Below are 22,160 nucleotides of genomic sequence, written 5' to 3' on the forward strand. Positions count from 1 at the left end.
CGGCGCCCCGGACATCTCCGGCGAGTTCGCCGACGCCACGCCGATCGAGCCCGGTACGATCCAGGGCTGTGTCGAGGCGAGTGACGACGTCGACGCCTACGTGCTCCGGGTGCCCGCGGAGCCGAAGGCGGGGACGATCTACCGCGTGACGGTCACGACGGTCGAGCAGGCCGACTACACGGTCGAATTTCACGGCTTCACCGCCGACCGCGAGGAGTTGCCCGCCCGTGCCTACGCGAAAGAGGGCGAGCGCGGGGCGTGCTGGGTCCACGTAGCCCCGGCGACCACCCTCTTTCTGAAAGCCAAGGGAACTCTCTATTCCTCCTCCAGCGGCCCAACGCCCTATCGCATCGACATCGAGGCCATCCCCCTCGAGGATCCCGACGAGCCCAACGAGACCCCGGAGCAGGCGACGCCGCTGGCGTTAGACGCGCCGCACAAGGCGTACTTCAGCCGCATGGCCAACGGCCCTGCGCACGAAGTCGACACGTACCGCCTCGAGGTGCCGCACAAGGGGACGTTGCGCGTCCGGATCGCCGACACGCCGCCCGGCATGTGGGTGACAGCCCGTTTGTACAATGCCGACCGCGAGGAGGTCGAGATATTCGCTCAACGGAACCGCGGCGCCGTGGTCAAGGGCGAGACCCCGGTCGCTCCGGGCAGCTACACGCTTCGGGTGTACGAGGACACATACGACGACATCAGCGCCGACCAGGGAGACGAACTCCCCGAGCGGCTGCGGCGGCCCTACACGATCACCGTCAGCTTGCAATAGGGCGCCGGCCCACGCCGCCGCGACGGCCCACGCCGCCGCGCCGGCCCGCGCCCCGCGGCGACGGCCCGCGCGCCGAGGCGACGCGCCCCGGCGCGCCCGCCGGCGGCGCGTCAGCGGAGGCGCTGCGCCCGGTCGAGTTCGACGGACACGATCGCGGCGCCGTCGTCGCGCAGCGCGGCTGCCGTGGTGAGCACGCCCTTGGTGAACCGGTCGCGCCGCAGCCACTGGCGCTCGTCGCCGTCGACGGGCGCCAGACCGTGCGCGGCGAACCGGTCGCGCCAGTCGTGCCGCGGCGGCAGCTCCATGGTCTCGCGGACGATGCGGTCCTCGGCGAGGTCGCCGGGATCGCGGATCACCTCGACGGCCACGCGTCGCTCGGGATCGCCGATGCCCCAGGTGGCTCGCACGAGTTCGTGGATCATGCGGCGGCCGACGATGGCGCCGAGCCGGTGGCGGACCCAGCCGGTCTCGATGTCGATGCGGACGGCGCACACGGCGGCCCCGCCCACGTCGACCGTGACCGGCGCGATGCGCAGAAACTGCGGGACGCGCTTGACGAGCTGGCGCACGTAGCGGCGCAACACGTCGGTGCCGGCGGCGTCGTCCCGATGAATGAGGCGCCAACCGGCGGTGCGGGCGCGGTCGCGGGCCGCCGCGGCCAGTGCGTCCACGGTCGTACCGCCGGCGGCCGGGACGACGTCCACCGCGCGCACGCGGCTGCCCTCGGCGTACTTGCGGGCGAACCACGCGTCCTCCGTGCGCAGCGCGATGGTCCCGCCGGGCACGATCGCAGCGAAGTCGCCGGCGACGTCCGGCCAGCGGTCCGCGACCGGCGTGAGGTCAGCGACCGCCGGATCCGTCACGGCGTGAGCACGATGCGGCCGGACGCCGCCTTGGCTTCGAGCCGGCGATGCGCCTCGCGCGCCTGCTCGAGCGGCAGGGTCTCGTCGAGGACCGGCCTCAGCGTGCGCGCGCGCACCCAGTCGAACACCTGCTCGAGGTCGCGCCGCGTGCAGCCGTGCGTGCCGACGATGGCGATCTCGTTGAGGATGAGATAGCCCGGGTTGACCGGATAGCGGTCGACGGTGACGTTGCCGGCGACGACGACGCGCCCCATGGGCCGACACGATCGCACCGACGCCTCGAGGGTCGGCACGCCGACGCACTCGAGCACGACGTCGACGCCATCGACGCGGCGATTGAACGCGCCGTCGGTCGACACGACGACGTCGTCGGCGCCGTACATGCGCAGGATCTCCGCCTTGGTCTGCGACGACGTGACCGCGACGACGGTCGCGCCGAGCGCCTTCGCAACCTGGATGCCGTGAAGGCCGACGCCGCCGGAGGCGCCGGTGACGAGCACGCGCTCGCCGGGGCGCAGGTGCGCGCGGCTCGCCAGGCCGCGCAGCGCGATGCCGGCAGTGCACGCCAAAAAGCACGCCTGCTCGAACGGGATGCCGGCGGGCAGCGGCACGAGGCTGCCGGCGTCGGCGGCGACGAACTCGGCGTAGCCGCCGTCGACGGTGAGGCCGTACATGGCCATCTGCCGCTGGCAGCACGGCTCGTGGCCGGCCCGGCAGTAGTCGCACTCGCCGCACGGCGCGCGATGAAGATTGACGACGCGGTCGCCGACCGCAAAGTCGGTCACGCCGTCGCCGACCGCGGTCACGACGCCGGCGAACTCGTGCCCGGGCACGACCGGCTTCTTCATGAACGGGAAGCCGCCGCGGCGATCGATCACGTCCCGGTGACACACGCCCGCGGCGCGCACCTCGACGAGGACTTGCCCCGGGCCGGGCTGCGGCGTCGCGACCTCCTCGTACCGCAAGTTGTCGATGGGACCGGTTTCGTGCAGGACGACGGCCTTCACGCGGCGAGCATACACGTGCCGGGCGCGATGTCCACGGCCAAGCCGCGCCGGCCGGCGCCGGTTCCGGCTACACTCGCCTGCGATGCCGGCCATCTCGAAGGAAGACTTCAAAGCGGTCATGGGCTCGTTCGCCAGCGGCGTCACGGTGGTGACGACGGTAGACGGCGACGGGCGCAAGTGGGGGCTCACGGTGAGCGCGTTCAGCTCGCTGTCGCTCGACCCGCCGCTGTGCCTGGTGTGCATCGACAAGCGGGCCGGAAGCCTCGCGGCGCTCACCGGCGCGCGCAAGTTCGCGGTCAACGTGCTCAGCGACGCCCAGGAGAGCGTGTCGAACACGTTCGCGAGCCGCGCCGACGACAAGTTCGCGGCGGTGGCCCACGAGGCCGGCCCGGCGACCGGCTGCCCCGTGTTCCCGGGCGCGCTCGCGTGGATGGAGTGCGAGCTGCGCGACGTGGTGTCCGGCGGCGACCACGACATCCTGATCGGCGAGATCCGGTCGACGCACACCGACCCGAACGCGAAGCCGCTGCTGTACTGGCGCGGGGCCTACGGCGACATCACGAGCCGGCCGAAGTCGTGGTGACGTGACCGGCGCGACCCGGGACGGGCGGCGGTGACCGACATGGCACGCGAGCGGGACGATCGCGAACTGCGCGCCGCGCGCGAGCGCGCGATCGAGCACATCAGCGCGTGCTACGCGCACGACGTGATCGGCGTCGACGAACTCGAGCGGCGCGTCGGCGAGGCGGAACGCGCGGCGACCGTCGCGGACCTCGATCGCCTCGTCGCGGACATCGACGTGCCGCCCGAGGCTCGCGCGATCGTGCCGCGCGCTCCCGCGGCGATGGCGCGCGGCGCCGGTGAGCCCGCCGCGCCGGTGCTCGCCGGCGCGGCGCCGGCGAGCCAGACCGTGGTCGCCGTGTTCGGCGGCGCTGACCGCAAGGGCGCGTGGGTCGTGCCGCGCAAGCTGCGCGTGTGGGCGGCGTTCGGAGGCGCGGACATCGACTTTCGCGAGGCGCGCCTCGCGCCCGGCGAACACCGCGTGTCCCTGTTCGCGCTGTGCGGCGGCATCGACGTGATCGTGCCGCCGGGACTGCACGTCGAGGTCGACGGCGCGGGCATCCTCGGCGGCTTCGGCGGCGACGCCGGAACGGAGCCGCCCGCCGATCCGGACGCGCCGCGGCTCGTCATCACCGGCGTCGCGGTGCTCGGCGGCATCGACGTGGTCGAGCGACTGCCCGGCGAGTCGGGATGGGCGGCGCGGCGGCGGCGGCGGCGCGAGCGCAAGGCGCGCGCGAAGCGCGAGCGGGCCCGGCGACTGGAGGGCAAGAAGTGATCGGTCGCGACGAGGTCGTCGCGGCGGCGCGCCGGCTCGGCGACCGCGTGCAGCGCACGCCGGTGCTGCGCAGCGACGCGCTCGACGCGGCGGCCGGGGCCAAGCTGTGGCTCAAGGCGGAGTGCCTTCAACTCGTCGGCGCGTTCAAGGCGCGCGGCGCGCAACACGCGGTGATGCGGCTGGAGCCCGGCGTGCGCGCGCGCGGCGTGGTGACCTACAGCTCCGGCAACCACGCCCAGGCCGTGGCGCTGGCGGCCCGGCGCCACGGCATCCCGGCCGAGATCGTGATGCCGGTCGACGCGCCGGCGATCAAGCGCCGCGCGGTCGAGGCGCTCGGCGCGCGAATCCATCTGGTCGGCACGACATCGACGCAGCGGCGCGAAGCGGCGATGGCGATCGCGGCGCGGACCGGCGCGACCGTGATCGAGCCGTTCGACGACGACGACGTCATCGCGGGTCAGGGCACCGCGACCCTCGAACTGGTCGACGAGGCGGGGCCGCTGGACGCCCTGCTGGTGCCGGTCGGCGGCGGCGGACTGATCGCCGGGGCGTGCCTGGCGTGCGAGGGCACGGCGACGCGCATCTACGCGGTCGAACCGGTCGGGTGCGACGCGATGGGCCGCAGTCTCGCGGCCGGCGAGCGCGTGGTGGTCGACCCGGGGCCGACGATCGCGGACGGCCTGAAGCCGAGCCAGGTGGGCGAGCGCAACTTCGCCATCGCGCGCGCGCGTCGCCGGCGCGTTGACGGTGACCGACGAGGAGATCGGCCGCGCCCTCGTCGCGCTGCTGATGGCGGCCAAGGTGCTCGTCGAACCGTCGGGCGCCGCCGCGCTGGCGGCGGCGCTCCGGGGCGGATTGCCGGGCTCGCCCGAACGCGTCGGCGTGATCCTGTCCGGCGGCAACGTGGCGCCGGCGACGCTGGCTGACCTGCTCGCGCGCCACGCGCCGTGACACGCGACGCGGCGCGACCGGCGGCGCCGCGCGCGGCGACTCGGGCTCCCCGACTACAGCACACCACGTGCTGTGTCCCTGCCAGCTCCTGCTGCGTTGCTCCTCAGCACCTTGAGCCCACCGGGCGCCTTCGTCGCGCCGTGCCTGGGTTTCCATCGACTTCGCCCGAGGCGCACTGCATTCGCCCGGGGCGCACTGCATTCGGGGACAACCCCTACTCGGCGTACAGCGACTCGATCACGTCGGCCCAGTTCTTGTTGACGATGCGGCGCTTGACCTTCAGCGTCGGCGTCAACTCGCCGTCGTCGACCGTGAGGTTGCGCGGCAAAATCGCAAACTTCTTGATCGTCTCCACCTTGGCGAGGTCGCGGTTCATCGCGTCGACGACCGACTGGATCTCGGCGCGGATCGCCGGCTGCTCGTGCAGCGGCACGCTGTTGAGGCCGCGCTCGTCGCAGAACCGCCGCGCCGCCTCCTCGTCGAGCGTGACGAGCGCGGTGAGGTACTTGCGCTGGTCGCCGATGACGACGGCCTCGGACACGAGCGGGCAGGTCTTGATCGCTTCCTCGATGTTCTTGGGCGCGATGTTCTTGCCGCCGGACGTGATGATGATGTCCTTCTTGCGGCCGGTGATCGTCAAAAAGCCGTCGGCGTCGAGCGCCCCGAGGTCGCCGCTGTGCAGCCAGCCGTCCTCGAGCACCTCGGCGGTTGCGTCCGGGTCCTTGTAGTAGCCGAGGAACACGTTCGGCCCGCGCACGAGAATCTCGCCGTCGTCGGCGATGCGCACGTCGACGCCGGGGATCGGCGGGCCGACCGTGCCCAGCTTCGTCCGGCCGGGCAGGTTGAGCGTCGTCGGCCCGCAGTCTTCCGACTGCCCGTAGACCTCCTGGATCACGATGTCGAGGCTCGCGAAGAACTCGAGCACGTCGCGCCCGATCGGCGCGGCGCCGCTGACGAACGAGCGCCCGCGGTCGAGCCCGATCGCCTGCTTGAGCTTGGCGAACACGAGCCGGTTCGCGAGCGCGTATTGCAGCGCCAGCAGGCCGGACGGCTCCCGGCCCCGCATACGCAACGCGTTCGCGCGCGTGCCGACGCCGCGCGCCCACCGCACGAGCGCCGCCTTGACGCCGGTGGCCTGGTCGAGTTTCGCGGCGATGCCGGCGTGAATCTTCTCCCAGATGCGCGGTACGCCGAAGATCGCGGTCGGTCGCACCTCGCGCAGGTTGTCGGCCACCTTGTCGATCGACTCGGCGTAGTAGACGCACGATCCGGTGGTCGCCGGACCGTGGATCGTCATCATCTGCTCGGCAATGTGCGACAGCGGCAGATACGACAGCCCGACGTCGTCGGGTGTGCCGCCGTTGATCGTTCGCAAGCAGTCGGCCGTCCACGCCAGGTTCTCGTGCGACAGCATGACTCCCTTCGGCGGGCCGGTCGTTCCGGACGTATAGATGAGGGTGGCGAGCCCCTTGGGTTCGAGCGCGTCCAGCTCGGCGAAGAACGCGGCGTCGTCGACCGCGTCGCCCCGCGCCAGGAACTCGTCCCACGACAGCACCTGGTCGTCGTCGATCGCCTCGGCGTCGCGGAACGTCACGATCCACCGCAGGTCGGGCAGCTCGTCGCGCCGGGCGGCGACCTTGTCGTACTGGCCGCGGTTTTCGACGAACACGACCGGCGCCTCGGCGTGGCGCGCGATGTAGGCCACCTCCGGCGGCGAACACGTCGTGTAGATGCCGGCCGGCGCGCCGCCGATCGCCATGCACGCCACGTCCGCGATGACCCACTCGGGTCGATTGAAACCGAGGATGCCGACCGTGTCGCCGCGGCCGACGCCGAGCGCCATCAGCGCCTTGCCGGCGCGGCGCACCTCGTCGGCGTAGCCGGCCCACGTCGTCGGTTGCCACGCGCCGCCCCGCTTGACGTAGTAGGCGGGCCGGTTCGAGTAGCGCTTCGCGTTGTCGAACACCCTCGCCGGAATCGTCGTCGCTCCCACGGGGCGGACTATACCGATTGTTCGGCAGCCGCCGTGCCGAAATCGGCTACAGCCGGTGCAGGACTTCGGCGGCCGCGCGCTGGCCGGCGCGCAGCGCGCCGTCCATGTACCCGTTCCACACCGTCGCCGTCTCGGTGCCCGCCCAGTGCACGCGGCCGACCGGCGCGCGCAGCGGCGCGGACAGCGCGGTCCACACGCCCGGCCCCGCGCCGCCGACCGGGCAGCCGCGCGTCCACGGCTCGGCGTCCCAGTCCTTTTCGACGTATTCGATCGGATCGCGGGCGCGCGGGCCGAAATAGCGCGCGAGCGCATCGACGACCGTGCGCCGTCGTTCCGGCGCCGGCAGCCGCGACCATCGCCAGCGGTCGCGGCCGCACAGAAACGCGAGCAGACACGCGACCGCGCCGTCGTGCGAGGTGTTGTCGAACACGACCGACAGCGGCCCGTCGCAGCACACGACCTCGCCCGACAGCCCCCCCGCGCGCCAAAACGGCTCGTCGTAGGTCGCGAACACCTTGACCGTCGATCCCATCGGGTAGCGCTGCAGCAGTTGGTCGCGCTCGGCCGGCAGCGGCGGATCGAACTGGATGCGCGCGGCGAGCGCCGGCGGCACCGCAACGATCGCGAACCGGGCCGCGACCGCGCCCGCGCCCGCCGCGACGCGCACGCGGTCGCCGGTCTGCGCGATCGCGGTGACCGGCCGGCCGAGGTGCACCGCGTCGCCGAGTCGCCGCGCCATGCGCTCGGCCAAGCCGGCGGCGCCGTCGATGAACCGCGTGCGCTGCGCGCCGTCCTCGATGTCGACGAGCCGGCGCAAGCTGCCGCCGCCGTGCACGTAGAACAGAAAGTGCAACAGCGACAGCTGCTCCGGCTCGGCACCGAAGACGACGCGCGTGGCGACGTCGACCATCTTGCGGGCGCCGGCGGTCCGCAGCGTCCGGTCGCGCCACTGGGCGACCGTCTGGCGGTCCCAGTCGGCGGCTCGCCGCGCCGCGGGCGGCTCGCCGAGCGGGACGCGGCGCGCCATGGCGTCCGCTCGCCACAGCGCGTGGCGCAGGTCGACCAGCTTGGGCAGCGACACGGCGGGGATCGCGCCGCGGTAGCGCGCGAGCTTGCCGTCGAGGTCGAGGAGCGTATCGCCGCGGTGGTGCGTCGGAAACGTGCCGCAGCCGAGTTCGCGCGCGGCTTCCGCGACGCGGTCCTGCGTCGGGCCGATCCACTGGCCGCCCAGGTCGAACCATGCGCTGCCGAACCGGCGCCGCTCGAGCCGGCCGCCGACGCGGTCGCGCGCCTCGAGCACCGCCACGGTGGCGCCGGCGCGGCGCAGGCGGCGCGCGGCTTCCAAACCGGACAGTCCAGCCCCCACGATCGCGACATCGACCGACTCGGCGAGCTTGGCCATCGCGGGGCCATCGTATATCGTGCGGAGCGTGGGAGGGGAGCGCTTTACGCCCTATCAGCGCAAGCTGTTCGCCTTCCTCAGCGTCGCGTCCTTCTTCGAGGGGTTCGACTTCATGGCGTTCGGCCAGGTGCGGCCGCATTTGCGCGCGCACTGGTCGCTGTCGGAGTCGTTCGCCGGCAACATGTACTCCGTCATCAGCCTCGGGACGATCGCCGCGTACGCGCTCGTGCGGCTCGCCGATCGCGTCGGTCGCCGGCCGATGCTGACCGCGACGATCGCCGGCTACACGTCGTTCACGTTTCTGTCCGGGCTCGCGCCCGACCCGTACACGTACACGGCGGTGCAGGCGCTCGCGCGCGTGTTCCTCGTCGCCGAGTGGGCGATCAGCTTCGTGTTCGCCGCCGAGGAGTTTCCCGCCGCGCGGCGCGGCGCGGTCATCGGCGTCATCCAGGCGTGCAACGCGTTCGGCGCGATCGTGTGCGCGGGCGTCGCGCCGCTGCTGGTGCGGGCGCCGTGGGGGTGGCGGACGGTCTACCTCGTCGCGATTCCGCCGCTGCTGCTCATCATGTACGCCCGGCGTGGGCTGCGCGAGACGCGCCGGTTCGAGAGCGAGCGCTCGGCCGGCCACACCGGCGCGCAGTCGCTGTTTCGCATCTTTCGCACGCCGCACCGGCGCACCGTGTTCAAGCTCGCCGCGCTGTGGAGTCTGATGTACATGAGCTCCAACGTGGCGGTCGCGTACTGGAAGGACTTTGCCGTCACGGAGGCCGGCCTCACCGACGGCGAAGCCGGCGCGTCGATCGCCATCGCCGCCGTCGCGTCGCTGCCGCTGGTGTTCGTGTCCGGCCGGCTGCTCGACGCGATCGGCCGCCGCCACGGCGGCGCCGTGATCTTCGGCGTCGGCGCGCTGGGGACGGCGCTGTGCTACACGCTCGACGGCCGCTGGCCCCTCACCGCCACCCTCGTGCTCGGCGTGTTCGGCGCGAGCGCGATGCCGTCGGTGCTCAACGCGCTCACCACCGAGATGTTTCCCACGCACATGCGCGCGGATGCGTTCGCGTGGTGCAACAACCTGCTCGGCCGCGTCGGCTACGTCGCGGCGCCGGCGATCGTGAGCAACGTCGCGGACCACGTCGGGGCGCTCGGTCCGGTGGTCGCGGCCACCGCGGTGTTCCCGCTGCTGGCGGTCGCGCTCATGTACGCGCTGCTACCCGAGACGCGCGGCCTCGAACTTGAGCGCACATCGGCCGTCGCCGGATGACGGCCGGGCTCCGCCGCCGGTGCATGCCACCTGCGCGGGCGGTCGGCGGCGATTTCGTGACGGGCGTTACGGCGATGCGCCGAGGGCCGATCCCCACGCCAGGCCGAACGCGAGCAGCACGGGCGCAATCAACGGGAACAGGCCCCAGGCGTACGCGAGGACGAGGGCCGCGCCGGGCCGGGCGCGGCGCATCGCGTACGACAGCCGGGTCGCGACGGTCGGCCCCCGCGGGCGCGGAGCCAACCGCGACCCCTCCCGGAGGGCACGGGCCGGGGGGAGCTTGACGGGTTCCATACCTCAAGGATGCACGACGCGGCGGGACCGCACCACGACAAAGTGATTCTTGGCTATGATTTGTCGCTCCATGGGGGATCTCGCCCAGTTGTCCTCGGGATTCCGCCGCCGGTTCCTCCGCTACGCCGAACTCACCGAGCAGGTGCACCGCTGGGCCGACGCGTTTCCGGATATCGTCCGCGTGTCGTCGATCGGCCGGTCCGGCGCCGGGCGCGAACTGTGGCTGGTCACGATCGGGCGCGAGCCCGACCGCGTTCGCCCGGCCGTGTGGATCGACGGCAACATGCACGCGTCCGAGCTGTGCGGCTCGTCGGTGGCGCTCGCGATCGCCGAGGATGCGATCCGCCTGCACGCCGAACCGGATGGCGCGGTCCACGGCCTCGCGCCCCACGTCGCCGACACCCTGCGAGACGTGCTGTTCTACGTCCTGCCGCGCATGTCGCCGGACGGCGCGGAGGAGGTGCTGTCGACCGGGCGTTACGTCCGGTCGACCCCGCGCGACGACCGGCCCGATCGCAACCGCCCGCGCTGGCGGCGGCGCGACATCGACGGCGACGGCCTCGCGCTGCTGATGCGCGTGCGCGACGACACCGGCGAGTTCGTCGAGTCGCCCGACGTGCCGGGGCTGCTCGTCCCGCGCCAACTCGACGACGCCGGCCCGTTCTACAAGGTCTACCCGGAGGGCATCATCGAGCCGTTCGACGGCCGTACCATCCCGACGCCGTCGTACCTGTCGGACAACCCGATCGACCTCAATCGCAATTTCCCGTACGACTGGGCGCCGGAATGTGACCAGGCCGGGGCCGGCGCGTTCCCCGGAAGCGAGCCCGAGTCGCGCGCGGTGTTGGAGTTTACTTCCGCGCGGCCGCACATCTTCGCGTGGTTGAACCTACACACGTTTGGCGGCGTGGCGATCCGACCGCTGGGCAGCGCGCCGGACGCCAAGATGGACCAGGACGACCTCGCGCTCTACCGCCAGGTGGCCGAGTGGACCGAGCGCTACACCGGCTACCCGACGGTGAGCGGCTACGAGGAGTTCACCTACGAGCCGGAAAAGCCGCTCCACGGCGACCTCACCGAGTACGCCTACCACCAGCGGGGCTGCCTCGCCTACGTCGTCGAGTTGTGGGACCTGTTCGAACAGCTCGGCTTCCCTCGCACGAAGCGGTTCGTCGACCGCTACACGCACCTGGACCGCGACCACCTCGAGGCGCTCGCGCGGTGGGACGCCAAGCACAACGCGTCCCGCGCGTTCCGCCCGTGGCGGCCGGCGCACCATCCGCAACTCGGCGAGGTCGAGGTGGGCGGCCTCGACCCGCGGGTGGGCATGTGGAACCCGCCGTACGAACGCATCGACGAGGTCTGTCGCGGCCAGGCCGCCGCGTTCCTGCGCGTCGCGGCGCTCGCGCCGCGCCTGCGCGTCACGGCTCGGGACGTCGCCCGGCTCGACGACGTGGTGCGCCGCGTCGATGTCACCGTCGCAAACCTCGGCTACCTGCCGACGTACGTGTTGTCGTCGGCGCGCCGGCTCGACTGGAACGAACCGCTGGTCGCCGAGGTGGCCACCGACGGCTGCGCGCTCGTCGATCCGGCGTCGGCGCGGGTGGACGTCGGCCACCTCGACGGCTGGGGCCGAGGCAAGCACAACGCCGCCCTGTTTCACATGCACAGCCGGGGAACCACCGGCCGGCGCACCCTGTCGTGGGCGGTGCGCGGCGCCGGAGTCGTAACGATCCGCATCGGTGGCTGCCGGACCGGCTGGGTCACCGAGCGCGTGGAGGTCCCCTGACGCCGGCGATCCGCACGGGCGGGCGGGGGACTCCGATCGCGGCCGCGCTCGTGCTGGCGGTCGCGCTGTCCGCCTGCGAGCGCGAGCCGCTGGACGTGCCGTGCCCCGCGGTCGCGCCCGGCGACCTCGCCATCTCGGAGGTCCACGAGCAGTACGTCGAGGTGTTCAACGCGACCGCCGAGCCGGTCGACCTGGCCGGCGCCGCCGTCGTGCTGCAGTCCATCATGGGAGGTGATCCGGATCGCATCCTCGTCCGCGACCGCGGCGTCGTCGTCGCGCCGGGCGGCTACGCCGTGCTGGGCCGCACCGACGACGCATACGTGGATTACGTGTACGCGGTCGACTTCGACGACGAGCTGTACGACAATGCCCAGATTCGCCTCGAAGCCTGTGGAGTAGAGATCGACGCGGTCGTCGTCCGGGGGCTGCCCGGCGACGGATCGCTCGCGTTCGACGGCGCGCGCGACCCGAGCGCCGCCGACAACGACGACGCCGACCCGGCGGCGACCGGCTCGTCCTGGTGCGTGGACACCACCGGCGGCCTCGGGTCGCCGGGGACCAGGAATCCGCCATGTCCATGACACACGGGGTCAGATCCGCGCGCGCGCGCGCCCTCGCCGCATCCCTCGTCGCCGCCGCGCTCGCGTTCGGCTGCGGCGGCGCTCAGCCCGCGTTCGGCGGTCCGGCGCCCAAGCGCTACGACCGCAAGCAGCTCACCGACGCGCTGCGCCGCCTCGAGAAGCCGGGCATCGTCATCGGCGAGTTCCGGCTCGCGCGGCACGGCGTGGTCGACGGCGACACGATCAAGGTCGAGGGACTCAAGACGAGCCTGCGCCTGCTCGCCATCGACACCGAGGAGAAGTTCTGGCACAAGGAGGACCGCCGCCTGTACGACATGGGGTGGGAGTACTACCTCAAGGTCAAGCGCGGCAATTCGAAGAAGCCGGTGAAGATGGCGACGCCGATGGGCCACGAGGCCACCGCGTTCGCCAAGAAGTTCTTTGACGGCGTGAAGGTCGTGCGCCTGGAACGCGATCATCCCAAGGACATGCGCGGCCGGTACGGGCGCTACCTCGCGTACGTGTTCGCCAAGAAGAACGGCAAGTGGGTCAACTACAACATCGAGGCCGTCCGCGCCGGCATGACGCCGTACTTCATGAAGTACGGCTACTCGCGGCGGTTCCACGACGAGTTCATGCAGGCGATGGCGGAGGCGCGCGCCGCGAAGCGCGGCATCTGGGACCCGAACAAGCAACACTATCCCGACTACGACGAGCGGCTGCGGTGGTGGACGATCCGCGCCGACTTCATCCGACAGTTCGAGGAGGAGGCCGAAGGCCGGGACGACTACATCGTGCTCGGCCACTGGGACGCGATGAAGCGGCTCGAGGACCACATCGGCAAACCGGTCGAGATCCTCGCGACGGTCGGCGACATCCGGCTGTCCGACACGGGTCCGCACCGCGTCCTGCTCAGCCGCCGCCTGCACAACGACTTTCCGCTGATCTTCTTCGACAAGGACGTGTTTGGCACGTCGCGCATCGAGCGGTGGCGCGGCGAATACATCCGCGTCCAGGGCACAGTGAGCAAGTACTACAACAAGTGGAAGAAGAAGTACGAGTTGCAGATGGTCATCGATCTGCCCAGTCAGATCCGAGGCCCCATCCTGCCGTGGTTCGAGGAATATGAGCAGAAGTAGCTTGTGTGCGGTCGCGTTGTCGCTGGCGGTCGCGGCGTGTGGCCCGGCCGGAGACGACGACGACGATACCGGCTCCTGCGAGGGCGTGTTCGGCCCAGGCGATTTCGTCATCTCGGAGATCCAGGCCGATCTACCCGGCGCCGACGAGGCGAAGGAGTGGTTCGAGATCTACAACGCGACCGGGTTGGACATGGACCTCACCGGCCTGACCCTGGTGACGTCGAAAAACGATCTCACGGGCGAACGGACGCACGTGGTGACCGGCGGGACGGCGCCGGCCGGCGGCTATTTCGTGTTCGGCGGCGTGCTCGACGAGTTTCGCCCGAGCCATGTCGATTACGGCTACGGCGACGCGCTCGGTGACCTGCGCAACACCAACGGCCGGATCGCGCTGCGCTGCGGCGCCACGGAGATCGACAGCGTCGTGTACGACGCCGTCTCCGAGGGCGCATCCTACACACTCGACGGCGCGGCGACGCCGGACTACCTTGCCAACGACGATCCGGCCAACTGGTGCGACGGCCGGTCCGACTACGGAATCGCCGGCGAGTTCGGCACGCCGGGCGCGGCCAACGACACGTGCAGCGCGGCGACCACGTGCCTCGACGGCGGCACCGCGCGGCCAATCGAGCCGCCGGGCGCCGGCGACCTCGTGATCACGGAGGTGATGCCCAACCCGGACGCCGTGGGCGATGCGGACGGCGAGTGGTTCGAGGTCACGGTGATGGCGGACGTCGATCTCAACGGCCTCCAGGTCGGCCGCGCGGTCGACAGCCTCGAGACGATCGACAGCCCCGATTGCCTGCGGTTCGGCGCGGGAGCGCACGTGCTGTTCGCGCGCCGAGCCGACACCGCGGCAAACGGCGGCCTCCCGGAGGTCGACTTCACCTTCGGCTTCAGTCTGACCAACTCGAACGGCACCCTGGTGGTCGCACGCGGCGGCGTGGCGCTCGACGAGATCGCCTGGACGTCGTCGCCGACCGGCGCGTCGCTGTCCCTCGACCCGGACCACATCGACCCGGCGGACAACGACGACGAGGCCAACTGGTGCGCCGGCCAGACGGCGTACGGCGACGGCGACCTCGGCACGCCGGGCGCGGCGAACGACCTCTGTGCGTTGCCGGGCACGTGCTTCGACGGCGGTGCGCGCCGGCCCGTGGTCACTCCGCAACCGGGGGACTTGTTCATCACGGAGTTGATGCCCGACCCCGCGGCGGTCGCCGACGCGCAGGGCGAGTGGTTCGAGGTCTACGCGGCGCGCGACGTCGACCTCAACGGCCTCGAGGTCGCGGTCAACGGTGCGGTCAAGACCACCGTGACGAGCGCCGACTGCGTCCGCGCGACCGGTTCGACCTTCTTGGTGTTCGCGCGCAACGCGGACGGCGCGACGAACGGAGGCCTGCCGCGCGTCGATGTGGTGATGTCGGCGTCTCTGCCGAATGCGCCGTCGACGCCCGCGACCCTGTCGCTCGGCGTCGACGGAACGGTCATCGATCAGGTGTCGTGGACCGGCGCGGCGGTCGCCAGCGGCAAGGCACGCGAGCTGCGCAGCGTGCCCCCCGCCGATGCGAGCGCGAACGACGACGCCGACGACGACGCCGCGTGGTGTACCGCGACCACGCCGTATGGTGCCGGCGATCTCGGGACGCCGGGTGGCCTCCCCGACTGCAACTAGGGCCCCGACCGGCTCCCCCTGGTGATGACATGGCGAATCTACATCGCGTCGCCGCGCCGCTTCCCGGTCACCGAGGCCGACGGAACGCGCGCATCGCGCCGTTCGCCGCCGGCGGGGTCGCGATGTCGCTCGGTCGGGGAACGTCACCGGCACGTCAGGTCATCGCGATGATCGACGCGCGCACGATCGGGGCAGTGGGCGCAATTGCGGCGACCGCCGTGGCGTGCAACGCCGGTGCCGGCCCGACGTTTCGCGCGACGGTCACCGCGGTCGTGGACGGCGACACGGTCGACCTCGATACCGGCGATCGGCTGCGCTACCTGATGGTCGACACGCCGGAGCTGTCGTCCGGCGACTGCTACGCGGTCGAGGCGCGCCAGGCCAACGCCGATCTCGTGTTGGGCAAGGAGGTCGCGGTCGACTTCGACGTCGTCCGGGAAGACATGTTCGGCCGGCTACTCGGCTATGTGACCGTCGGCGACATCGAAGTCAACACGCGGCTCGTCGACCGCGGGTTCGCGTGCGTGCTTCACATTCCCCCCAATGGCGACGACCGGTTGGCGGAGTTCCAGGCGCTCGAGGACGCCGCTCGTGCGGCCCGTCGCGGCATGTGGGGCCAGTGCGCGGAGGTGACGTGCGACGACTGACGGCGGCCGCACTGATCGCGGCGTACACGATGTCGGCCAGGCCGAGCGCCGCCGCCGAGTACGAGGTGTTCATCGACGTCGACACCGAGCAGGACCTGTACAACCTGCTGGCGGACGGCGAGATCTCGGACGAGACTTACCAGACGCTGCTCGATCTGCTCCGGCGCGGGATCGACCTCAACCGCGCATCGCGCGAGGAGTTGTACGCGCTCCCCAACCTCACCTACGCGGAGGTCGACGCCATCCTGCGCTATCGTGCCGAGGCGGGATTCATCGACGATCCGGCCGCCCTGGTCGTCGCCGGCGTGCTGCCGGAGCGAAAGCTCGCCGCGATTTCCGCGTTCCTGATCGTCCGGGCGCCCGAGCGGGCCGGCGCCGCCGTCGACGGTCTCGTGCGCCTGCCGGCCGTCTGGGTATGGTCGACCGACGGCCCGCCGCCGGGGGCGCTCGAAGCGCGCGTCGGCGCTGGCGATCTCACGTTTGGCCTGGTCGGCACGGTGACGCGCAACCGGCTCGGTGACGTCCGCTACGACCCGGTGCGCGGAACGCTCACCGCCGAGCCGCCCGCGACCCGATTGGAGTTGCCCAAGGTCTACGCGCTGCTGTCGACCGACGAAGTCGACGCGATCGCCGGCACGTACCGGATCGGCTTCGGCCAGCGGCTGGTGTTCGACAACACGACGCGTTACACGCCCAACGGCATCGTGCCCGACGAGCGGGTGTTCCTCACGCGCGAGTTGACGCGGGCATGCAAGGAGTCAGCGGCCGAGTTGCCGTCGCCGTGCTCCGGCGACAACCGCTACGTCTACGACACGCCGGACTTCGACTGGAGCGAGGGCCTGTTCGGCGTCGCCGCCGGGCTCAAGCGTTTGCCGGCGGGGCCCGGCTGGTTGCAGACCTACGCGTTCGTGTCGGCACAAGCGCGCGACATCTACCAGTACGAGTTGTACGACCCGCGCGTGTGCGACGACCCCCGCAGCGACGCGGACGAGTGCGCCGCCCCCGTGGTGATGAAGGTGGGCGACGATCCGCTGGCGCGGTCGACGCGGTTTAGCTACCACACGCTGCCCGACATGTTTCGCGAACTCATCGTCGGCGGCAACGCGAGCTTCTTCTGGGACGAGCGCACGCACGTCGGCGTGACCGGCTACGGCGCGGACGTCACCTGGCTCACCCGCGGATTCGCGCTCGACTTTCAGGAGTGGTCGCGCTACCCCGCCGGCGGCGGCTTCGGCGCGGTGGGCGTCGACGCCGCATGGGGGAGCGGCCGCAACGACCTGTTCGTCGAGATCGCCCGCAGCGTCGACTCGGATCGCGGCGCCGGCGGCGGGTTCGCGGCGATTGCGCGCGCAACGACGACGTTTTCCCGCAGCGAACTCGAGGGGAGCTTGCGCTACTACGACGACGACTTCGCCAACCCCTACGCCCGGCCGATCTCGGCGCCGGATCGGTTCGAGGGCAACCGCGCCCGCGACGAGGCCGGCGCGCGCGTGAAATATACGGGGGCGATTGCCAAACGGCTCTCCTTGCGGGCGACGGCCGACGTGTGGATCAAGCCGTCGGTGTCGTCGTCCCCGCGCGTGCGGCTCGACGGGCGCGCCGACTACGACGCCACCGCGACGTTGCGGCCCGGCGTGTGGCTGTCGTACCAGAACAACGTCGGCCCGGACGAAAGTCAGATCGCTCCGGGCCAGCAGTGCGTATTCGTCGCGGGCGACTTCGATACGACGGATCTGGCCGAAGGCGAGACGGCACCGTGCGATCCGCAGCGCTTCAAGGCCGAGGGCCGGCTGCGCTGGCAACTTCGGCGGCGGCTGTGGGCGGCGACGCGGCTCCAGATGGAGTGGATCGAGACGGGACAGGATTTCTTCAAGAATTTGTCCGCGTGGGCGAGCGTGACCGGGTGGGCGACGGATTCGTTGCGCATGCATCTTCGAGCGCGCTATCGCTACGAGAACATGTGCTTACTGGGCGACGACGACTTCGAGGACGAAGACGGCAACCCGCTGCCGCGCGACGCGGGCGACTGCCTGGCGGCGCTGGTCGAGGGATCGGTCAACGACCGATTCGAGCGGTCCGTGTGGACGACCGCGGAGCTGCTGTGGCGGCGCGACACGCGCTATCGGGTGCGTGCCCGCTACGACATGGGCAAGCGGCTCGACGACCGCGACAGCACGGCGGCGCGCGATCCGTCGCCGGAGCACTGGCTGTTCGTCGAACTCGAGGCGCGGTTTTGATCCGGGGCGGAAGCCGGTCACGCCGGCGGCAATAGTTGCAGATCGACCCAATAGCGGGCCAACCGCGCAACGTCAGCAGCCGTGCGCGCGCGGTACATCAGCGCATAACGGCGCCATCCAGGCGCGGCGGGACTCGCTTCGCGGACGAGGTGTGCGTCGATTGTGAGCAAACCGGCGCCGATGCGCAGCGACAGCGGCGCGGACTCGCCGCGGCACCATGCGTCCAGCGGCAGCGCGGCTGCGGCGGGTTCGTTGACCCGCAGCAACAAACCGCCCGGCGCATCGCTCACCGGCACGGACATGTCTTCGCCGGCGGCCATGGCGTCGGCACCGCGCAGCGCGACGAGCAGCGGCCGCTCCGGCGGGATGGTGGCCCGCACGCACCGCCGCATGTTGCGCCCGGCAAACGGCGGTGGCGGCGCGGCGACGACCGCCGGCCCGTGGAATGCCGACGGGGGCTCCACCGCGAGCAGCGCGCGCACGCGCGCGACGAACTCGTCTCGGTGGACCGGCGCCTCGGCGACGTCGATCGCGCCGCAGTGCAGCAGCTCGGCGGCGAGCGGCAAGTCGGAGCGGGACGCGACCACGAGCAACCGGCTGCGCGGATTGGCGCGATGAGCCTGCGCGAAGAACTGGACGCCGCGTTCGGCGACGGCGGAGATCGGCGTGAGCAATACGTCGACGTGCCACGCGGCGGCGCCGTCGCTCGGCGGAACGATGTCGCACACCGTGCCGAGTTCGGCCAGCTGTCGTCTCGCCTCGTCGTCGAGCCCCGGAACCCCGCCCACGATGCCAATGGTGCAGTTGCGCACGGCAGCTTTGCTTGTCCACCCTGTCCTATGGTGCGGAGTCAACCATTTGGCGGCCGTCGGGCGCGCCGCGCGTCGCCCGGACGATTCCAATTCACCGGTGCAGCTATCGGCGGCGTCGCTTCGACCGCGTGGCCCGGCCGGTGCGCTTGGCCGGGCGTTTTGCGGTCAAGCGGTCGATGAGCCACGCCGCGCGCCGGCGCACGTTCGGGTTCTTGTCGGCGCGGGCGGCGCGCCGCAGGTGAGGCAGCGCCGCCCGGCCGACGTCGCGCAGCAGCAAGCGAATCGCACGCGACTTCGTCTTTTCGCTGCCGAGCGCGCGGATCGCGTTGCGGATAAGCGTGGCTCGGCGGCGGTACGAACGATCGGCGGCGATCGCGCGCCGGTAGTGCTGCATGCCGACGGTCCACCACCGCTTGTCGAAGTATGCGTTGCCCAGCAGATACGGGATGTAGGCGCTCCTCGGGTGGCGCCGGTGCAACGCGCGCAGTCCGGCGATCGCCTCGTCGCGCCGGCCCGCCGCGAGGAGGCGCTTGGCGTCGGCGACGGTGCGCACGTCGACGGGGGGCGCGGGGTCGGGAGGCTCTCGGTCGGGCGATTCGTCGTCTTCGGACGCGTCGTCGGGCGGGGCGGGAACCGGCGGCGGTCCCTCGTCGTCGGCACCGGCGTCGGCGGCGGGTTCCGCCCCGGCGGGGACCGGCGGCGCGCGGTCCGTCGCGGCCGCGCCAGCCGGTGCAGCGGTGGCCGCCGCGAGCGCCGGCGACGGGAGTCGGGCGGCCGCGCTCGCGTCGCCGTGCCCGTCCGCGCCCGTCGCATCTGCAACCGCCTCGCCGCCGGCGGCCGCGCCCGCGGCACCCGCGACTGCCGTGCCGTCCCCTTCCGTCCCCGCGTCCGCCGCGCCTTGCGCGACCGCGACGCCATCGCCGCCCGCGCCCGCGTCGTCGACCGCGCCGCCGGCGGCCGCGATCGCGCGCTCCGCGCCGCGGTCCGCCCGAGCCGCGTCGACCGCGTCGCCGGCGGCCGCGATCGCGCGCTCCGCCCCGCGGTCCGCCCGGCCCCACTCGCCGTCGCCCGCCTCCGCGCCAGCCACCGGCCCCGCGCGGCCGGCGTCGATCCGGACCCGGTACCATGCCGCGGCTCCCGCCACCACGGTCGCCAGCAGCATCCAGCCAGCGACCGCCGCCGCCCGCCGGCGGCGCCCGCGCTCGACAGCCGCGCCGTCGGGCGGGCGCGCGGCCCGAACCGTGCGCGCGAACGCATTCGGCTCCGGGATGGCGGCAACGACCGCATCCACCGCCGCCGCGAACTCGGCGGCCGACGCATACCGGTCCTCGGGGCGCTTGGCCATCGCCCGGTCGATCGCCGCCTGCAGCCCGTCGGGAAACGCCGCGCCGGGCGCCACCTCCGTCAGGCGAGGCACCGGCGCCTCCCGGTGCATGCGCAACGTCTCGAACGCGTCGTCGCCGTCGAACGGCTTGCGCCCGGTGACCAGTTCGAACAGCACGACCCCCAGGGCGTACACGTCCGTGCGCGCGTCGACCGTCTCGCCCAGCGACTGCTCCGGGGACATGTACGCGGGCGTTCCGACGACGAGCCATCCCTGTGACACGTCGCCGGACAACCCGCTGTCCCGCAGGGTCGCCAGCCCGAAGTCGAGGATGCGCGCGTGGTCTCCCGTGCCGGTGGCCTCGCTGAGCATCACGTTCGCCGGCTTGATGTCGCGGTGGACGATCCCCTGGCCGTGCGCGTGCGCGAGACCGGCCAACACCTGGCGTACGATGGCCAGCGCGCGGGCCGCCGGCAGCGGGCCGCGCTCGAGCAGCTCGCGCAGCGTGCGGCCGGTCGCGTAGTCCATGACGATGTACGGCACGTCGTCGCAGCCGAAGTCGAGCACGGACACGCAGTGCGGGTGGCTCAGCCGGCTCATCGCCAGCGCCTCCCGCTCGAACCGCTTCATGAACGTGGGGTCGGCCGCGAACCGCGGGTGGAGGAACTTGATCGCCACCGTGCGGCCGAGCTTGAGGCGCTCGCCGCGGTAGACGGTGCCGATCGCGCCCTCGTCGATCCGCGCGAGGATGCGATAGCGGCCCTGGAGGATCCGGCCGACGCGGGGATCCCGGTCGCGGGAGTCCACCCCGCGAGTGTAGTGCGACCGTCAGACGGACGCGAGGATGCGGGCGCAGCCGCGAATCGACCGCGCAATCTGGCGCGCGCGCAGGTCCTCGTCCCCACCGATCGCGCACACGTACAGCTCGCTCCCGTCGATGAGAAACCGCTGTACATCCGCGGGTATACCGCCGTCGTCAGCCAGCAGGACGCCCCGAAAGCCCCCCGGCTGGCGGCCGAGAATCGGCAGGTGCGCGGCGATTTCGCCACATCGGTCGGCCGGCCCGGCGGCGGCCAGACACAGCCCGTCTTCGTCCGCCACCACCATCGCATCGAGCCCGGCGTCCTCGGTACAGGCCTGGAGCTGGAACCCGATGGCCTCGAACACGTCGTGACTCCGCCGCCGTCGGCGATCCGGTAGCTTGCTCATGAGTCGGATCGTAGAGCCGGCGCCGGGGTGTAGGCAACTTCTTTACATCGCCACACACGCGCCCGACCGCTATGCTGCGGCCGCATGACCGCGCCGAACGAATTCGAAGCCCTCCTGTCCGAGTACGGCCGCCGCCGCGATCCGCGCGTGGGCGATCGCGTGAGCGGCACCGTCGTCTCCATCGGCGCCGAACACGTGTTCGTCGACGTCGGCGCCAAGGCCGAGGGCGTGCTGGACATCGACCAGGTGACCGACGCCGAGGGGCGCGTGGCCGTCGCGGTCGGCGACCCGATCGAGGCCACCGTCGCGCGGCGAGACGACCGCACGGGGCAGTTGATGTTGCGCGTGCGCCTCACCGGCGGCCGCCAGTCGTACGAGGACATCGAGCAAGCGTACGCCGACGGCCTTCCGGTCGAGGGGCTCGTGACCGGCACCAACAAGGGCGGCGTCGAGGTACGCATCGGCGCGGCGCGCGCGTTTTGTCCGATCTCGCAGCTCGACCTCGGCTTCGTCGAACACGCCGAGGACTACGTCGGCCAGCGGCTCGCGTTTCTCATCGCCAAGTACGAGGGCGGCGCGCGCCCGAACATCGTGCTGTCGCGCCGCGCGCTGCTCGAGCACGAGCAGCGCGCGCAGGCCGAAAAGACGCTCGAGACGCTCGAGGTCGGCTCGGTCGTGTCCGGCACGGTGACGTCGGTACGCGACTACGGGGCGTTCGTCGACATCGGCGGGATCGAAGGCATGGTCCACGTGAGCGAACTGGGATTCGGTCACGTCGCACACCCGAGCGAGGTGCTGTCGGTCGGCCAGCGCGTCGAGGTGGCCGTGCTGCGCATCGAGGAAACGGGAGATCCGAAGCGTCCCCGCAAGATCGCGCTGTCGGTGC

Annotated in this window: 19 protein-coding genes and 1 pseudogene; 12 read left to right on the forward strand and 8 right to left on the reverse strand. The window is 71.9% G+C overall.

Annotated features, from left to right (window positions below):
- Window positions 1-775, forward strand: a 775-nt coding sequence (locus D6689_04880; protein RMH43510.1) for a hypothetical protein, incomplete at its 5' end; no start/stop codon positions are given.
- A gap of 110 nt (window positions 776-885) precedes the next feature.
- On the opposite strand, the gene D6689_04885 is transcribed toward D6689_04880, so the two are convergent.
- The gene (locus D6689_04885) at window positions 886-1,638 is read right to left on the reverse strand and encodes a hypothetical protein (GenBank protein ID RMH43511.1); all 753 of its coding nucleotides are present in this window, start codon (window positions 1,636-1,638) and stop codon (window positions 886-888) included.
- Entirely contained in the window at window positions 1,635-2,765 is a 1,131-nt protein-coding gene (locus D6689_04890; protein RMH43512.1) for a zinc-binding dehydrogenase, read from the reverse strand. The genes D6689_04885 and D6689_04890 overlap by 4 nt, the downstream gene beginning before the upstream one ends.
- Here D6689_04890 and D6689_04895 point away from each other — a divergent pair.
- The 3 genes and pseudogenes from D6689_04895 to D6689_04905 all read left to right on the forward strand — a co-directional run bounded on the left by D6689_04895 (window position 2,611) and on the right by D6689_04905 (window position 4,932).
- Window positions 2,611-3,228, forward strand: a complete 618-nt coding sequence (locus D6689_04895) for a flavin reductase (protein ID RMH43513.1) — start codon at window positions 2,611-2,613, stop codon at window positions 3,226-3,228. The two genes, D6689_04890 and D6689_04895, sit on opposite strands and share 155 nt — an antisense overlap.
- A gap of 39 nt (window positions 3,229-3,267) precedes the next feature.
- Window positions 3,268-3,981 carry a DUF1707 and DUF2154 domain-containing protein gene (locus D6689_04900; GenBank protein ID RMH43514.1) on the forward strand — a complete coding sequence of 238 codons (714 nt, stop codon included), beginning with the start codon at window positions 3,268-3,270 and terminating at the stop codon, window positions 3,979-3,981.
- Window positions 3,897-4,932: pseudogene (locus D6689_04905) on the forward strand (threonine/serine dehydratase). The gene D6689_04900 and the pseudogene D6689_04905 overlap by 85 nt, the downstream one beginning before the upstream one ends.
- A gap of 214 nt (window positions 4,933-5,146) precedes the next feature.
- Here D6689_04905 and D6689_04910 read toward each other — a convergent pair.
- Window positions 5,147-6,910, reverse strand: a complete 1,764-nt coding sequence (locus tag D6689_04910) for a long-chain fatty acid--CoA ligase (GenBank protein RMH43527.1) — start codon at window positions 6,908-6,910, stop codon at window positions 5,147-5,149.
- 61 nt (window positions 6,911-6,971) lie between these two features.
- Complete coding sequence (locus D6689_04915) at window positions 6,972-8,327, reverse strand: flavin monoamine oxidase family protein (GenBank protein ID RMH43515.1); 1,356 nt, start codon at window positions 8,325-8,327, stop codon at window positions 6,972-6,974.
- Between the two features lie 112 nt (window positions 8,328-8,439).
- On the opposite strand from D6689_04915, the gene D6689_04920 reads away from it, so the two are divergent.
- On the forward strand, window positions 8,440-9,588 hold the full coding sequence (locus D6689_04920; GenBank protein ID RMH43528.1) for an MFS transporter: 1,149 nt from the start codon (window positions 8,440-8,442) through the stop codon (window positions 9,586-9,588).
- 66 nt (window positions 9,589-9,654) lie between these two features.
- On the opposite strand, the gene D6689_04925 is transcribed toward D6689_04920, so the two are convergent.
- The gene (locus D6689_04925; GenBank protein ID RMH43516.1) at window positions 9,655-9,882 is read right to left on the reverse strand and encodes a hypothetical protein; all 228 of its coding nucleotides are present in this window, start codon (window positions 9,880-9,882) and stop codon (window positions 9,655-9,657) included.
- A gap of 70 nt (window positions 9,883-9,952) precedes the next feature.
- Between D6689_04925 and D6689_04930 the strand changes: the two genes are divergently transcribed.
- Genes D6689_04930 through D6689_04955 form a run of 6 tightly spaced genes read left to right on the forward strand, consistent with a single transcriptional unit; the run spans window position 9,953 to window position 17,929 of the window.
- The gene (locus D6689_04930) at window positions 9,953-11,671 is read left to right on the forward strand and encodes a peptidase M14 (GenBank protein RMH43517.1); all 1,719 of its coding nucleotides are present in this window, start codon (window positions 9,953-9,955) and stop codon (window positions 11,669-11,671) included.
- 50 nt (window positions 11,672-11,721) lie between these two features.
- The gene (locus tag D6689_04935; protein ID RMH43518.1) at window positions 11,722-12,252 is read left to right on the forward strand and encodes a lamin tail domain-containing protein; all 531 of its coding nucleotides are present in this window, start codon (window positions 11,722-11,724) and stop codon (window positions 12,250-12,252) included.
- The gene (locus D6689_04940) at window positions 12,243-13,370 is read left to right on the forward strand and encodes a hypothetical protein (GenBank protein ID RMH43519.1); all 1,128 of its coding nucleotides are present in this window, start codon (window positions 12,243-12,245) and stop codon (window positions 13,368-13,370) included. Before D6689_04935 ends, D6689_04940 begins: the two co-directional genes overlap by 10 nt.
- On the forward strand, window positions 13,357-15,045 hold the full coding sequence (locus tag D6689_04945; protein RMH43520.1) for a lamin tail domain-containing protein: 1,689 nt from the start codon (window positions 13,357-13,359) through the stop codon (window positions 15,043-15,045). The genes D6689_04940 and D6689_04945 overlap by 14 nt, the downstream gene beginning before the upstream one ends.
- 29 nt (window positions 15,046-15,074) lie before the next feature.
- Window positions 15,075-15,692: a thermonuclease gene (locus tag D6689_04950; protein ID RMH43521.1), complete on the forward strand. Its 618-nt coding sequence runs from the start codon at window positions 15,075-15,077 to the stop codon at window positions 15,690-15,692.
- Window positions 15,680-17,929 carry a hypothetical protein gene (locus tag D6689_04955; GenBank protein ID RMH43522.1) on the forward strand — a complete coding sequence of 750 codons (2,250 nt, stop codon included), beginning with the start codon at window positions 15,680-15,682 and terminating at the stop codon, window positions 17,927-17,929. Before D6689_04950 ends, D6689_04955 begins: the two co-directional genes overlap by 13 nt.
- A gap of 17 nt (window positions 17,930-17,946) precedes the next feature.
- Here the strand turns inward: D6689_04955 and D6689_04960 are convergent, their stop codons facing one another.
- From D6689_04960 to D6689_04970, 3 genes are all read right to left on the reverse strand, one after another.
- Entirely contained in the window at window positions 17,947-18,741 is a 795-nt protein-coding gene (locus D6689_04960; GenBank protein ID RMH43523.1) for a hypothetical protein, read from the reverse strand.
- Between the two features lie 103 nt (window positions 18,742-18,844).
- On the reverse strand, window positions 18,845-20,872 hold the full coding sequence (locus D6689_04965) for a serine/threonine protein kinase (protein ID RMH43524.1): 2,028 nt from the start codon (window positions 20,870-20,872) through the stop codon (window positions 18,845-18,847).
- Window positions 20,873-20,893: 21 nt separating this feature from the next.
- On the reverse strand, window positions 20,894-21,274 hold the full coding sequence (locus tag D6689_04970; GenBank protein RMH43525.1) for a hypothetical protein: 381 nt from the start codon (window positions 21,272-21,274) through the stop codon (window positions 20,894-20,896).
- 84 nt (window positions 21,275-21,358) lie between these two features.
- Here D6689_04970 and D6689_04975 point away from each other — a divergent pair.
- Window positions 21,359-22,160: S1 RNA-binding domain-containing protein (locus tag D6689_04975; protein RMH43526.1), on the forward strand; the 802-nt coding region annotated here is incomplete at its 3' end.

It is taken from the genome of Deltaproteobacteria bacterium, assembly GCA_003696105.1.
Classification (GTDB): Bacteria; Myxococcota_A; Polyangia; order Haliangiales; family J016; genus J016.